General features: G+C 68.6%; 13 protein-coding genes. 6 read left to right on the top strand and 7 right to left on the bottom strand.

All coding sequences use genetic code 11. The features are described from left to right. The first annotated feature begins 381 nt into the window (after window positions 1-381). Entirely contained in the window at window positions 382-1719 is a 1338-nt protein-coding gene (locus ACO6VK_RS04395) for a sigma-54 interaction domain-containing protein (RefSeq protein ID WP_422505738.1), read from the top strand. Window positions 1720-1738: 19 nt separating this feature from the next. Here the strand turns inward: ACO6VK_RS04395 and ACO6VK_RS04390 are convergent, their stop codons facing one another. From ACO6VK_RS04390 to ACO6VK_RS04360, 7 genes are all read right to left on the bottom strand, one after another. Further along, on the bottom strand, window positions 1739-3049 hold the full coding sequence (locus ACO6VK_RS04390) for a hypothetical protein (RefSeq protein ID WP_422505737.1): 1311 nt from the start codon (window positions 3047-3049) through the stop codon (window positions 1739-1741). Between the two features lie 45 nt (window positions 3050-3094). After that, the gene (locus ACO6VK_RS04385; protein WP_422505736.1) at window positions 3095-3856 is read right to left on the bottom strand and encodes a hypothetical protein; all 762 of its coding nucleotides are present in this window, start codon (window positions 3854-3856) and stop codon (window positions 3095-3097) included. A gap of 9 nt (window positions 3857-3865) precedes the next feature. Then, complete coding sequence (locus ACO6VK_RS04380; RefSeq protein WP_422505735.1) at window positions 3866-4576, bottom strand: C39 family peptidase; 711 nt, start codon at window positions 4574-4576, stop codon at window positions 3866-3868. 134 nt (window positions 4577-4710) lie between these two features. After that, a complete protein-coding gene (locus ACO6VK_RS04375) occupies window positions 4711-6144 on the bottom strand; it encodes an adhesin (protein ID WP_422505734.1) in 1434 nt (477 codons plus the stop codon). Window positions 6145-6188: 44 nt separating this feature from the next. Then, window positions 6189-6827, bottom strand: coding sequence for a hypothetical protein (locus ACO6VK_RS04370; protein WP_422505733.1), 639 nt, complete (start codon window positions 6825-6827; stop codon window positions 6189-6191). Then, window positions 6824-7354, bottom strand: a complete 531-nt coding sequence (locus tag ACO6VK_RS04365; RefSeq protein ID WP_422505732.1) for a hypothetical protein — start codon at window positions 7352-7354, stop codon at window positions 6824-6826. The genes ACO6VK_RS04370 and ACO6VK_RS04365 overlap by 4 nt, the downstream gene beginning before the upstream one ends. Before the next feature lie 428 nt (window positions 7355-7782). Further along, complete coding sequence (locus tag ACO6VK_RS04360) at window positions 7783-9111, bottom strand: dicarboxylate/amino acid:cation symporter (protein ID WP_017355798.1); 1329 nt, start codon at window positions 9109-9111, stop codon at window positions 7783-7785. A gap of 149 nt (window positions 9112-9260) precedes the next feature. Here ACO6VK_RS04360 and ACO6VK_RS04355 point away from each other — a divergent pair, with 149 nt between their 5' ends. Genes ACO6VK_RS04355 through ACO6VK_RS04335 form a run of 5 tightly spaced genes read left to right on the top strand, consistent with a single transcriptional unit; the run spans window position 9261 to window position 14053 of the window. Continuing rightward, window positions 9261-10973 carry an alkaline phosphatase gene (locus tag ACO6VK_RS04355; protein ID WP_422505731.1) on the top strand — a complete coding sequence of 571 codons (1713 nt, stop codon included), beginning with the start codon at window positions 9261-9263 and terminating at the stop codon, window positions 10971-10973. Next, the gene (locus ACO6VK_RS04350) at window positions 10973-11533 is read left to right on the top strand and encodes a WG repeat-containing protein (RefSeq protein WP_422505730.1); all 561 of its coding nucleotides are present in this window, start codon (window positions 10973-10975) and stop codon (window positions 11531-11533) included. The genes ACO6VK_RS04355 and ACO6VK_RS04350 overlap by 1 nt, the downstream gene beginning before the upstream one ends. 56 nt (window positions 11534-11589) lie before the next feature. Beyond that, on the top strand, window positions 11590-12888 hold the full coding sequence (tilS, locus tag ACO6VK_RS04345) for a tRNA lysidine(34) synthetase TilS (protein WP_422505729.1): 1299 nt from the start codon (window positions 11590-11592) through the stop codon (window positions 12886-12888). 36 nt (window positions 12889-12924) lie between these two features. After that, entirely contained in the window at window positions 12925-13185 is a 261-nt protein-coding gene (locus ACO6VK_RS04340; RefSeq protein ID WP_411851687.1) for an exodeoxyribonuclease VII small subunit, read from the top strand. After that, window positions 13175-14053, top strand: a complete 879-nt coding sequence (locus ACO6VK_RS04335; protein WP_422505728.1) for a polyprenyl synthetase family protein — start codon at window positions 13175-13177, stop codon at window positions 14051-14053. Before ACO6VK_RS04340 ends, ACO6VK_RS04335 begins: the two co-directional genes overlap by 11 nt. The last annotated feature ends 189 nt before the right edge of the window (window positions 14054-14242 follow it).

Genomic DNA, 14242 nt, shown 5'->3' with positions numbered 1-14242 from the left:
CAGGCCCCAGGGCAACGTAAAGGAGGAGGGGGCGGCCGCAGGCCGACGCCGGGGGACAGTTGCCCAGGGGCCTGCGCGCCGCGACGGGGCCCTTCACGCTGGCGGCAGACCCGAGCGGAGACACCGCCGTGCGCCTTGGGCCTTTGCCGGCGCGGCGGCCGACGGGTCGGATGCTGGGCCGCGAGGCCTTCGCCGGTTGCTCAGGGGGACGCTGGCCGGTACCACCGCCAACCGGCGTTGTTCCTTCTGTCGTGCAGGCATTCTTCGCTGGCGATCTCCCCGTGCCGACCGCCGGGGGGTAGCGGACCGGGCGTGGGGCGGCACGTTCCGGGCACCCGTCCAGGACCTGAAGCCGCCCCTGTTTTCTCGACAAGGTGACGCATGGCGGCAGTCCCTGAATTCCCGGCCCGGTGTGTGATCTGGTTTGGGCACCCCTTGGCCAACGAACGTGCCGCGCTGGCGGCGGCAGGCTGGCAGGTCCGAGGGGTCGCACCCGAGCAGTGCGCCGGCATCGGCATGCGTGGCAGCGACCAGATCGTCGGGCTGCTCGACCTGCGCGGTGTCGTGCCGGCCAACCTGGCCCATCTGCAGCAGCTGCTGGTGGAGCACCGCCACATGAGCCTGCTGGCCATCGTCCCGTCCCCCGGACTGCCCCCCTCCCCGGCCCTGGACGCGTTGCTCGCGGCCTGCGTGGCCACCTATCGTGCCCCGGTGGACATGCCGCACCTGGTGCTGCGCCTGCAGGAGCTCTCCGCCGACGACAGCGCGCGCAGCGGGCCCGGTCCGCAGGCGCTGATCGGCGACAGCGCGGTGCTGCAGGTGACCCGCGCGGCACTGCGCAAGTTCGCGCCGGTGGAGCTGCCGGTGCTGATCACCGGCGAAACCGGCACCGGCAAGGAACTGGCCGCGCAGGCGCTGCACGCCTTGTCGCCCCGCCATGCGCACCCGTTCATGGCGGTCAACTGCGGCGCCATCCCGGCCGCCCTGGTGCAGTCGGAACTGTTCGGGCACGAACGTGGCGCCTTCACCGGCGCCGCGGCGCGTCGGCTCGGCCTGTTCGAAACCGCCAATGGCGGCACCGTGCTGCTCGACGAAATCGGCGACCTGCCGCTGGACGCGCAGACCAGCCTGCTGCGTGTGCTGCAGGAAGGCACGGTCGAACGCGTGGGCAGCAACCGGCCGCTGGCGGTCGACGTGCGCGTGCTCGCCGCCACCCATGTGGATCTGGAAACGGCGGTGGAACAGGGGCGGTTCCGCCGCGACCTGTTCTACCGGCTCAACGTGCTGCGCCTGCCGCTGCCACCGCTGCGCGAACGCGGCAGCGACATCGTGCTGCTGGCCCATCATTTCCTGGACAGCTTCCGTCACCGCCACGCCACCCGCGCGCGCGGCTTCAGCGCCGACGCGCTGCGCGCGCTGGAACGCTTCCACTGGCCGGGCAACGTGCGCGAACTGCTCAACCGCGTGCAGCGCGCGGCGATCGTCACCGAGACCGAGCTGATCAGCGCCACCGACCTCGAACTGGGGCAGCCGCTGCTGCCCACCGCACAACGCGGCCTGCACGATGCCCGCCAGGTGGCCGAGCGCGAGACACTGCTGCATGCGCTGCGCCAGAGCGACTTCAACATCAGCGCCTGCGCCCGCACGATGCAGGTCTCACGAGTCACCATCTACCGCCTCTGCCGCAAGCACCAGCTGGCCCTGCCGGAACTGCGCTAGGGCCAGGCGCCGAGGTGCCTTACAGCATGTACGGCACCTTGAATGCCAGGGTGAAGTCCGGCGCGTCCGGGGTCAGGCCGATGCCGAGCAGGCTGACCAGCGTGGTGTTCTGGTTGAGCGCATAGGTGATGCCGAGGTTGAGCGTGCCGGCGTTGGCGTCGCTGCCGATCACCTTCAGCCATTGGCCGTTGCGGTAGCGCGTGGAGGCACGCGCACTGAGCTTGTCGCTGAAGGAAATGCTGAGACTGGTGCGCTCGTTGAACGCGAACGCGACGCCGGCACCGAAGTAGTACGAGCCGCCGAGTTTCACGTCGCCGGGGTTGACCGTATCCGGATTGGCATCGATGTCGTCGAAACTGCGAGGGAAGGAATGGATGTAGCCGATGTTGGCGAACAGGATCGCCGGATCGGCGGTCTTGACCGCCGACAGGCCGACGTTGGCCTGCCACACGCCGTTGCCGGTGGGCTGCTGCTCGGGCACGGCAAAGCGGATGAAGTCGTCGTCATCGCGTTCCAGCACCTTCCAGTCCAATCCGTACGGCGCACGCCCGGTGGGCGCGGTGGCGCCGACGGTCAGCACCGTTTCCGGCCAACGCCCGTGTTCGGAAAACAGCTTGTAGTTGGCGCTGACGCCGACATCGCCGATACCGTTGCCGGTGGTTTCCTCCTGCGCGATTGCTGCGGCCGAGCCGCCGGCACCGCCCTTCTGGAAGACGGTTTTGCGCGCCAGATACGGCACGTCCAGGTTCAGGGTCAGGCGCGGGCTCACGCCCCAGCGTGCGGCGAGGTTGTAGGTCAGCGTGTCGGACTCGACGTTCTCGATGGCGATGTTGCCGAGGAAGATCGCATCCAGTGCCAGGAAGCCGTTGAGGCTGAGCTGCTTGCGATCGTAACGGGCGTAGGTGAGGCTGTTTTCCAGGGTGAAGCGACGGCTGAACAACGCGGCCTGCTGCTGCTTGACGTCATCCACGCTGCGCCGCGATTCCTGTTTGGCCTGCCGCGCCTCTTCGGCGCTGCTGGCGTAGCCGTCGCCACCCACCGGCGCTGCCGGTGTGCCGGCAGGCAGGGGCGGTGGTGCGGCGGCGCCGGCCGCCGCGACCGGCGCGGTCTTGCCGGTCAGGCGTGCCTGCATTGCCTGCACCTGCATGTCCAGCTCGCGCAACCGCCGCACTTCCTGGGCGTAGTTCGCCTTCAGCGTTTCCAGCTGCGCCATCAGTGCCTTGACGTCGGCTTCGTCATTGCCGGCCGGCTGCTGCGCGTGCGCGCTGGTGGCCGCCATCAGTGCCAGCGCCGCCAGCGCCAGCGGTGTTGCCCGTATCGGAGTGTGCATTGCCTTGGCCCACGGTTGTGTTGTCGCCCCCTTGCCGGTCCTGCCTTACTGGCCCGGCCCCATGCCTACACCCCGTACCAGCGTCATTGCCTGGGCCACGTTCTGGCTCAAGGGAACGTTGTTGACCAGGGACTGCCGGACCAGATCGATCTGCAGGCGATTGCTCACCGCCTGGCCGTCGCTGCTGAGCGCGATGCTCTGGCCGACGCTGCCGTTGCGTATCCACTGCTGCACCGCGCCGGCGCCCTCGATCTGCAGCTGCACCTTGGCGCTGTTACCGTCGAGCTGGGCGATGGCACTGACGCCGTCACGCTGCAGTGAGGCCACGTGCGCGGTATCGGTACCGGGCGGCGGCGCGACGCCGTCGCGTACGGTCAGCTGCGTGGCGTTGCTGGCCTGGTTGCCGTCGCCGGCGACCTGGATGGTCTGGCTGAGCCCGGCCACGTTCTGCAGGCCACTGGCATCGATGCTGCGGCCGGGGGTGACCGGCAGCGGCGCGTCGGCCGCGGTGACGCTGACGCTGGGCGCGAAGGTGATGCGCGGCGTACTGCCCTGGGTGAAATCCATGCCCAGTTTCAGCGCGCTCTGCGCAGACTGTCCGCCGGCGGTCTGCCACTGCGAGATCATGGTGACGCCGAACCAGGCCACCGTATTGCCTCCCACGGTGTAGCGGCCGCGCATGAGATTCAGTTCCGGATCGGGGATCTCGCTCAGTCCCTTGCCGGGCCGGCCTTCGTCGGCGTGCGCCGATGCCATGCCCAGCACGGCCAGCAGCACCACGCCGGGCGTCCACGTTGCGATGTTCATGTTGACTCCTTAGAACAGGTCGGCATGGGTGAATCCGAAGTCGACCAGTTCCGCGTCGGTGATCGGGCCCTGCCGGGCATACAGCGAACGCGCACTCGGCCGTTCGCCCGGCTGCAGCAGCACCGTGTTGCGATCGAAATCACTGCCGATCACGACAAACACGGCGCGCGACGGCCACGCCTTGAGAAATTCGCTGACGGGCAGGCTGCGGTTGCCCAGGATCGGGTCGGCCACGTCCACCACATCGCCACGGACCTGCTTGAGGACCACGAAGTGACGGAACCCGCGTACATCCATCAGCACCAGTCCAGGCACACGCAGCGATCGCAACCGCTCTTCGTTGACGCGATACCCGCGCCCGCGCATGCCCATCGATTCAACGTAACGTTTGATGTCCAGCAGCGAGAAGCCGCGCTGGTGCACCAGTTGGGGATCCGATACCCCCATCATGCCCTCGATCACCGTGCCCTCGTCCGCCTCCAGGTGGTAGGCGTAGCGCAGGATCGTCGCCAGCGCCGCCGCGCCACAGCTGTAGTCGGTGTGCTGCCGCACGATGTTGCGGAAGCGTCGTTCCTGCATGCTTTCAACGCGCTGGGTCAGCACTGCCCCGTTGGGCAGCACGCCACTGAAGCCGACATCGCCGGCGCGCACTGCGCGCATCGGCAGCATCAGCAGCGACAAGGCCCACACCAGCATCCAGATGCGAAAACGGTTGGACATTGCCCTCTCCGGCTCAGGAAGGAGCCCCTGCCCCGAAAGGGGGAGAAGGGACAGGGGCTCCCGGGGAGCCCGGCCATTGGCGGATGGCCGGGTTTGTTGCGCTCAACGCGTACTGCTTGCGAAAACGGACAGACTTACTCGCCGGTACCGCCACCGCCGCCGCCGGTGGAGGGCTGCGCCACGGCCAGCGCCAGGCTGTTGGCCTGCAGGTTGCCGGTACCCGCCGACACGTTCACCCCGATGTTGCCGGAGGCATTGGAGAACGCACTGCCGGACAGGGCTGCGGTGTTGGTGGCATTGACCGCCACCCAGCGGGTGGTGGAGACGGTGCCGCTCAGGCTGGCGTAGAGGTCGGCGATGCCCAGCTCGACAAACTGGCTGGTGCCGCTCTCGTCGGTATCAAAGGCGATACCGCCCACACCCTGACGGTTCGGATTGGCCGTCGCGTTCTGGATCTCGTTGTCCATGTCGATGTGGCCCGTTGCATTGCCACTCGGATGGTCAAGCGCACCATTCCAGGTATCCAGGTAGTAGTTGTCCTTCTGGTAGGCGTTGCCGGTGCCGCTGTAACGGCCCGCACCCACCGCGAGGGTCCCACCCGAGACGCGACCACGCATGCTCACGTCCACGGTGTCGGTCATGCGCTGCAGATAGCCGGCATTGCTGACGGTATTGCCGCTGGAGACCTGGTTGGAGCTGATGCTGGAGGTGGCATAGGCAGCCGTGGCCACCGAGGCGGCGAGCGCGTTCTTCTGCTCGTTGTTGTTGCCGGACGTGGCGTTGACGCCGATGTTGCCGGACGCACCGCTGAAGGCATTGCCGCCCAGGCCGGCCGCGTTGGTCACGCCGGAATTGAGGGTGGTGTTGCCCGCGCCGTACTGGTTGACGAAGACCTCGGCGTCGGCCATGCCGAAGCTGAAGGACGCATCGGCCGCAGACAGCGACGCGGCGTTGTCCTGGGCGTTGTTGTCGCCGGCGGCGACGTTGAAGCCGAGGTTGCCGGACGCATCGGCACCGACGTCATCGGCGATCGTCGCGCTGTTGGTCACCAGGCTGTTGCCCGCCATGTTGTTGGTGACCGACTGGCGGTTGTCGATGATGGCGATGGCAGCCGAGTCGAGATCGATCGAACCGGTGATTTCCGGATCACCGGAGAAGCTGATGTCCGAGCTCAGGCGCAGATCCTTCTCCAGGTTCACGTCCACGCCGTGGTTGTTCTTTTCCTTGCGCTCGTCGGCCTGGATGTTGCTGGTCTTGTTGACGTCTTCGTTGACCGTCACATCGCGGTTGCGGGTGACATCTTCGTTGACGGTGGTGTTGGTGGTGGTATCGGTGTTGCGGGTGTTGTTCCAGGTCCGGTTCCAGGTGCGCGAATCGGTATTGGTATTGGTTTCGGTGTTGGTATCGGTGTTGGTGTTGGTGCGGGTCTCGCTCACGTTGTGCAGGTGATTGATGTTCGCGCTCTGGTTCTGGTTGTCGCGGTCATTGCCCCAGCCGTTGGCGCCGGCCGTGGCCGATGCCGCAGCGATGGCGACTGCGAGTACGGTCCGCTTCATGGTGGTGTTCATGGTGCCCTCTCTCTCATCACAGACAATCGGGTGGATGTGACTACTCACGGGGTGGACTGCACCGAGATGCTCAGTTGATTTGCGGTGGCGTTGCCGGATCCCGCGATCTGATTGAGTTGCAGGACGCCGTCGAAACCCTGCAGCGCGGTCGCTTCCACCGCGACCCTGCGGGTTCCGGCCGGCCGGCCGTCGTTGACGGTCGCCTGCCCCCCTGCTGACGCGAGCGCACCTGACGCGGCCAAAGCCTCGTCGTTGGTCTCGCGTATGCCCTGTTGCGCCAGCGTGGCAGTGACGACGTTGAGCGTCGCGTTGCCGTTGCCGCTGGCCTGGTTGATCGATGCGACGCCGCTGGCGCCGCGCAGTGCCTGTCCGCCGATGCTGGCGCTGGCATCCATCGGCCCGTCGCCGAGCACGCGGTCGCCGGCCTGGCGTTGCTGCGCCTGGACGGCAACGCTGGCGCGCTGTCCGTTGGCGATGCCGATGAGGTTGGCCTGCTGGTTGAGATCGCCAGCCACCATGTTCACGCTCATCGCGCCGTTGGCGCCGGCCAGCGCGCGGCCGTCGATGCGGCTGTGGTTGAGGTAGGACAGCATCGCGGCGTAATCGTCGCCGGACTGCGCCGCAGCGACAGCCGGAGCGATCAGCGCGAGCGCCAGCGCACTGCCCCGCAGCCAGGCGCTCATTTGCCGGGCCCGCCTGCAGGCTGGCCGAGCGGGAACTGCGCCAGCGCGCCCCGCACCTGGTCGCCGATGCCGCGGGTGGCGTTGCCGACCGCGCCCATTGAACCGCCGATGGTGTTGCTGAACTGCCCGCCGGACAGCATGCCGTTGTCGGTGACTTTACCCAGCGTGCTGTTGACGGTCTGCCCGGTCACGCGTTCGATCGTGGTCGAGCCGTGGGCCGCACCTGCGCCGGTATTCGACCCGAGCGAGGCATAGTCGTCGTCGCTGAGTTCATCCATGCCGGTCGAGGTGCCCAGCGCCTGACCAACGTCGCGTCTGGGCGACGGATCGGCAATCAGCGCGATCCCGGGGGGTGCGGGGCGATACGCGGGCCGTGTGGAGACATCGCGCAGCAGCACGATCTCGCCCGGTTGGGCCTTCACCCCCTGACGTGCGCCGGAGGCCGTGGCGGCCAGCGGCAGTACCATCACTGCGGCCAGCCACCAGGGGCTGAAGCGCGGTGTCCTGCGTGCGGCAATGCTGTCCATGGCGAACTCCCGAAAACATGCGCAGGGAGATCGCAGCAATCGTGCCAAGTCCAGCAGGCCCGCCAAACAAGGCCTTTCTGGCCCCAGGACGCGGCAGCCGCATCATCGGTGTTACAACCGCGTGGGAAATTCGTTGGCTGAACGTGCGCGCAGAGGGGCGGTGCCCCCCGCAGCGTCAACGGTGGCGGGCCTGTATCAGCGCTGTTACACCCGCTGATACACCGCGTTACGGTGCGTGGGTAGTGCCGGCCGCTGGCCGGCTTCTGCGAGGCGCCAGCAGTCTCGACACGTGGGCCCGACCCACTGCCCGCCGCACCCGGAAACACCCAGAGCCCGCGCCATGCGTGTCACACGTAAGCGTCGGCAACCAAAAAAAAGGGCCAGCAGATGCCGGCCCTTTTCGACGTCCCGACCCGCGCAGTGCGCGGTCAGGACGGGCGTTCTTCGCCCTCGTCCACACCCAGGTTGGTCGACGGGTTGTCGTAGACCGCGCGATCCAGCAGCCCGGTTTCCTTGGCCACCAGCACCGGCACCAGCATCTGCCCGGTCACGTTCGTCATCGTCCGCATCATGTCCAGGATGCGATCGATCGCGTACAGATAGCCGATCGTTTCCAGCGGCAGGTTCGCCGCACTCAGCACCACCGTCGCCATCACCACCGCCGTGCCCGGCACGCCGGCCGTGCCGAAGCTGCCCAGCACCGACGCAATCAACACCACGATGTACTGCTCCGGCGTCAGCGGCACGCCCGTGTACTGCGCGATGAACACCGCACACAGCGCCGGGTAGATCGCCCCGCAGCCGTCCATCTTGATGCTCGCGCCCAGCGGCACCGCGAACGAGGCGTAGTCCTTGTTGACCCCCAGGTTGTGCGTGATCGAGCGCATCGCCGCCGGCATCGCCGCGAAGCTGGACGAACTCACGAACGCCACCTGCATGCCCGGTGCAGCACCGCGGAAGAACTTCAGCGGATTCAGCCCGTGCGCCAGCAGCAGGCTCCCGTAGACCACCACGATGTGCAGCGCACAGGCCACGTACAGCGCCAGCACGAAATTGCCCAGCGGCAGCAGCTTCTCGAACCCGTAGCTGCCGACCAGTCCGGCGATCAGGCCGAACGTGCCCAGCGGCGTGATCTCCAGCACGAAGCGCGTCACCTGGATCATGATGTCGCTCAGCTGACCCGTCAGCTTGCGCGCCTCGGCCACCTTGTCGCCCAGCTTCACCATCGCAAAGCCGAGCAGGCCCGCGAAGAAGATCACCGGCAGGATCGACCCGCGCCCGGCAGCCAGAACCGTTTCACCGGCGGCATTCACCTTCGTGCCGATACCGGTCAGCGCATAAAACACATTGGACGGCACCACGTCCATCAGCACCTTGACGATGCTCGGCACCTCCCGCGGCGTGTAGCCGTGGTCCATGCTCAGACTGAGGTTGCCGGTGCCCGGCTGCATCAGGGTGCCGACCGCCAGGCCGACGCACACCGCCAACGCCGCCGTGATGATGAACCACAGGAACGTCCGCCCGCCCAGCGCCGCCACCGACTTCTGCCCGTGCAGCGAGGAGATCGCATTGATCACCGCGAAGAACACCAGCGGCACCGCGATCATCTTGATCAGCGTGACATACAGGTCACCTAGCGGACCGAACCAGGTTTCCGCGGCAGGCCCGAGCAACCAGCCGGCCAGCGCACCCAGCACGAAGCCGCCAAGCACGCGTTGCCAGAACGGAATCCGCAACCACGCAGAGACCAGCTTCATGAGCATTCCAGAGAGGATTTGACAGCTAGGCACGATAGCCCAAGCCGGCGCCCGGAACGAGGCGTGGACAGAAAATCAGCGTGTCATCGGCGTGCCTTGCGCCGTTCTGCATAATGAACGCCCGATTCACCTGTGAGATATGCCTGTCCATGTCCCGTTCCACGTCCCTGGTGGTGGCCATCGCCACCACCCTGCTGCTCGGTGCCTGTGCCAGCACCGCCTCCACCTCCCGCAACGGCCCGGCCGCCATCCAGATCGATGTGCCGCCCGTGGCCCATCCTGCCGGTGAAACCCCGCAGTGGTGGTACCGCAGCGGCGCTGCCCGCGCCGCCGGCAACGGGGCCATGCAGGGGCGGGCCAGGAACGTGATCCTCTTCCTCGGTGATGGCATGAGCCTGACCACCGTCGCGGCCGCACGCATCTTCGAAGGCCAGCGCAACGGCAACCCGGGCGAAGAGAACCTGCTGTCCTGGGAGCGCTTCCCGGCGACCGCATTCAGCAAAACCTACAACACCGACTCGCAGACCCCCGATTCGGCCGGCACCATGACCGCCATCACCACCGGCGTGAAGACCCACATGGGGGCCATCGGCGTCAGCGCCGGCCAGCGCACCGACTGCGCCGACAGCCTGGACAAGGGCCTGCTGACCTGGCTGCAGCTGGCCGACAGCGCCGGCATGGCCACCGGCGTGGTCTCCACCGCCCGCCTGACCCACGCCACCCCGGCGGCGACCTACGCCCACTCGCCCGAGCGCAACTGGGAAAACGACACCGACCTGCCCGAAGCCGCCAAGGCCGCCGGCTGCAGGGATATCGCCCAGCAGCTGCTGTCCACCTCGCGGTACGGGCGCGGCCCGCTGGTCGCCCTCGGCGGCGGACGCGGCGAGTTCACCACCGTTGAAGAGCGCGACCCCGAGTACGACGACAAGGTCGGCCAGCGCCTGGACGGCCGCAGTCTGGTCACCGAATGGCAGCAGGCCCACCCGCAGGGCGCCTATGTCTGGAACGCCAAACAGCTGCAGGCGGCCGCCAATGCACCGGCGATCCTCGGCCTGTTCGAACCGGACCACATGCGCTATGAAATCGAGCGCAAGGACGACCCGTCCGGCGAACCCAGCCTGGCCGAGCTGACCCGGGCCGCCATCGCCAACCTGTCGCGCCACCAGGAAGGCTACGTGCTGATGGTCGAAGGCGCGCGCATCGACCACGCCAACCACAGCGGCAACGCCTACCGCGCCCTGAGCGACACCGTGGCCCTGTCCGACGCCGTGCGCGCCGCGGTCGAGGCGACCTCCGACCAGGACACCCTGATCATCGTCACCGCCGACCACTCGCACACGCTGAACTTCGTCGGCTACCCGGCGCGTGGCAACCCCATTCTGGGCAAGGTCAAGGACAAGGGCGGCGAAGACGGCTCGGGTGCGCTCGACGTCGCCCGCGACGGTCTCGGCCTGCCCTACACCACGTTGAGCTATGCCAATGGCCCCGGCTACACCGGGACCACCAACCAGCAGCCGGCCGGCCCCAAGACCTACCCGCACAACCCGAGCAGCTTCGAGGCGGCCAGCGGCCGGCCGGACCTCTCGCACGTGGATACCGAGCACCCCGACTACATGCAGGAAGCGCTGGTCCCGACCAAGAGCGAAACCCACGGCGGCGAAGACGTCGGCATCTGGGCGCGCGGCCCCGGCAGCAAGGCCATCCGCGGCACGATGGAACAGAACGCGATCTACCACATGATCGTCCAGGCCACCCCGCGCCTGCGCGAGCGCCTGTGCGCAGCCGGCACCTGCGATGCCAAGGGCGTGCCGGTGGAGCTGCCCAAGCCGACCGCGTTCGAACGCAAGGCCGACGCGCCCTGATGCCGGCCATCCCGCCCCCGGCACGCCGCAGGAGCCGCCACGCGCGGCCCCTGCTGCTGCTCGCCGGCCTGCTCGCCGGCGCCGCCGCGCATGCCCAGGCGCCGGAATGCAAGGTGCTCACCGAAGAACACGGGCTGTGGATGCTGCCCGGCTGCACCCTGGAGGGGGGCAAGCCCCACATCGAGGAACAGACGCTGGCCCAGCTCGATTACGACGCCGATGGGCTGGCGGTCGTGTGGGCCGGCGACAGCTTCCATTACGTCACCCGGCAGGGCCGCACCCAGGCGGTCATCACGTGGGACAACGGCCCGGACCCGCTAGCAGAAGGGCTGCTGCGCGGCCGCGTCGGCGCACGCATCGGCTACTTCGATGCCCGCCTGGTACAGGCCTTCCCGGCCACCTTCGACTTCGGCTGGCCGTTCACCGACGGCATCGCGCAGGTCTGCAACGGCTGCCGCCGCGGCCCGGCCGACGCCCAGGGCCACATCCCGATGGAGGGCGGCGAATGGTTCCACATTGACCGCCAGGGACGCCGCGTTCCCGATCCCGCCACGCCATGACCGGCGCACATGGCGGCGATCACCGCCAGACCCGATACTGCCGGCCTGCCTGAGTCATGCCGGACCCGATGCCGATCGACCTGCCCGTTTCTCCCGACGCCCCCACTCCGGTGCTGGTCGGCTTCAGTGGGGGTCTGGATTCCACCGTCCTGCTGCACTGGCTGGCGGCGATGCCTGCGCAGCGCGCGGCCGGTCTGCGCGCCCTGCACGTCCACCACGGCCTGCAGGCGGCCGCCGACGGCTGGGTCGACCACTGCCGGGCGGTCTGCGCGGCACAGGACGTCCCGCTGCAGGTGATCCACGTGGACGTGGCGCGCGACAGCGGCCAAGGGCTGGAAGCAGCCGCCCGCAACGCACGCCGCGATGCCTTCGCCCATGCCCTGCGCCCCGGCGAACGGCTGGCACTGGCCCACCACCGCGACGACCAGGCCGAGACCTTCCTGCTGCGTGCGCTGCGCGGCTCGGGCGTGGATGGGCTGGCGGCGATCCAGGCCCAGGCCGAGTTCGCTGCCGGCACGGTCTGGCGCCCGCTGCTGCAGGTGCCGCGCAGCGCCCTGCTTGACCACGCCCACACGCACGGCCTGCACTGGATCGACGACCCCAGCAATGCACGCGACGATGCCGACCGCAATTTCCTGCGCCTGCACGTGATGCCGCTGCTGCAGCAACGCTGGCCACAGGCCGATGCCGCGTTCGCGCGCAGCGCCGCGCTGTGTGCGCAGTCACAGCGGTTGCTGGACAGCACCGACCGCGACGCGCTGCGACGCTGCCTGATCGCCCCGGGGGTGATGTCCATCGCCCCGCTGCAACGGCTGCCGGCCGAACGCCGGGCGCGCCTGCTGCGGCGCTGGGTGCGCAACAGCGGGCTGCCGCCGCTGCCGGCCGCGGGCGTGGAGGCGATCGAGCACGACCTGCTGCCTGCCGCGCCGGACGCCGATGCGCAGTTCGCCTGGCAGGGCGCGCGCATCCGCCGCTGGCGCGGTGAGCTGCACCTGCTCTCCATCACCCTGGCCCTGCCACCGCACTGGAGCGTGCATTGGGACGGGCGGGCAGTGCTGGCGCTGCCCGACGGCGGCCAGCTCGCGCTGCTCGGCGCCAAACGCCTGCCCGCGCCGGTACAGGTGCGCGCGCGGCGCGGTGGCGAGCGCATCCAACTGCCCGGCCGCACCCATTCGCATGCGCTCAAGGACCTGCTGCAGCAGCGTGGGCTGCCCCCGTGGCAGCGCCGCCAGCTGCCGCTGCTGTTCCAGGACGACACGCTGGTTGCCGCCGGCGACCGGGTCATCGCCGCATCGCTGCAGCACTGGCTGGATGAACACCACGCCCACCTGCAGTGGACCCCGGGCAGCGCGTGAATTGACCCCACCGGGCGCGCGCATCACACTTGCCGCATGCCCAAGAAGTCCCCCAACGAAACCTCCCCGGTCGCCCACTTCGAACAGTCGCTGGAAGAACTCGAGCAGCTGGTGGAGAAGATGGAAACCGGCGAGATGAGCCTGGAACAGTCGCTCAGCGCCTACGAACGTGGCGTGGGCCTGTACCGCCAGTGCCAGCAGGCGCTGGAACAGGCCGAACTGCGCGTGCGCCTGCTCCGCGACCCGGCCCAGCCGGACGCGGCCGACAGCTTCGATCCGCCCGGCCATGACGGTTGAGCCCACGTTCGCGCGATGGCGCGACCGCATCGAAAGCCAGCTCGACGCCAGCCTGCCTTCCCCCGAATCCGCCCCGCAGCGCCTGCACCAGGCGATGCGTTATGCCGTGCTCGGCGGTGGCAAGCGCATGCGCCCGCTGCTGGTCTACGCCAGTGGCCAGATCTTCGGCGCCGACGAACACGCGCTGGACGCGCCGGCGATGGCGGTCGAACTGATCCACGCCTATTCGCTGGTGCATGACGACCTGCCGGCGATGGATGACGACGAACTGCGCCGCGGCCGCCCCACCACGCACATCGCCTTCGATGAAGCCACGGCGATCCTGGCCGGCGATGCGCTGCAGACCCGTGCATTCGGCCTGCTCGCCGACGCGGCCCTGCCGGCGCTGCTGCGCGTGCACTGCCTGCAGGCGCTGACCCATGCCTCCGGCGCCGCCGGCATGTGCGGCGGCCAGGCACTCGATATCGATGCCACCGGCCATGCACAGCCGCTGGACGCGCTGCAGCGCATGCATGCGCTGAAGACCGGCGCCCTGATCCGCGCGGCCGTACGAATGGGCGCGCTGTGCGGCGACGCACCGCAGACCGATCTGCTGCAGCTGGACGACTTTGCCAACGCGCTCGGCCTGGCGTTCCAGGTGCGCGACGACATCCTCGATGTCGAAGCCAGCTCCGAGCAGCTCGGCAAGACCGCGGGCAAGGACCAGGCGCAGGACAAGTCGACGTTCCCGGCACTGCTCGGGATGGACGGCGCCAAGGCCGAACTGGCGGCGCTGAGCACGCGCATGCAGGACAGCCTGGCCGGCTACGGCGAACGCGCCGATGCATTGCGTGCATTGGGACGACTGGCGGTCGAACGCAACCATTGATGTGAAGCCCGGCGGTGCCGGGCGTTCCAGCGCACACAGCGGTGTCTCCGCTCGGGGCAACCGCGAGCCTGAAGGGCCCCGTCGCGGCCGACAGGCCCCTGGGCAACTGTCCCCCGGCGTCGGCCTATGGCCGCCCCCTCCTCCTTTACGTTGCCCTGGAGCCTGTCGACCGCGACGGGGCTCGGCGTG

The organism is Stenotrophomonas sp. GZD-301 (assembly GCF_049310345.1).
In the GTDB taxonomy this organism is placed as follows: domain Bacteria; phylum Pseudomonadota; class Gammaproteobacteria; order Xanthomonadales; family Xanthomonadaceae; genus Stenotrophomonas.
Note: the sequence above shows the minus strand (reverse complement) of the source record. Positions and strands in the feature narration are given on the sequence as shown.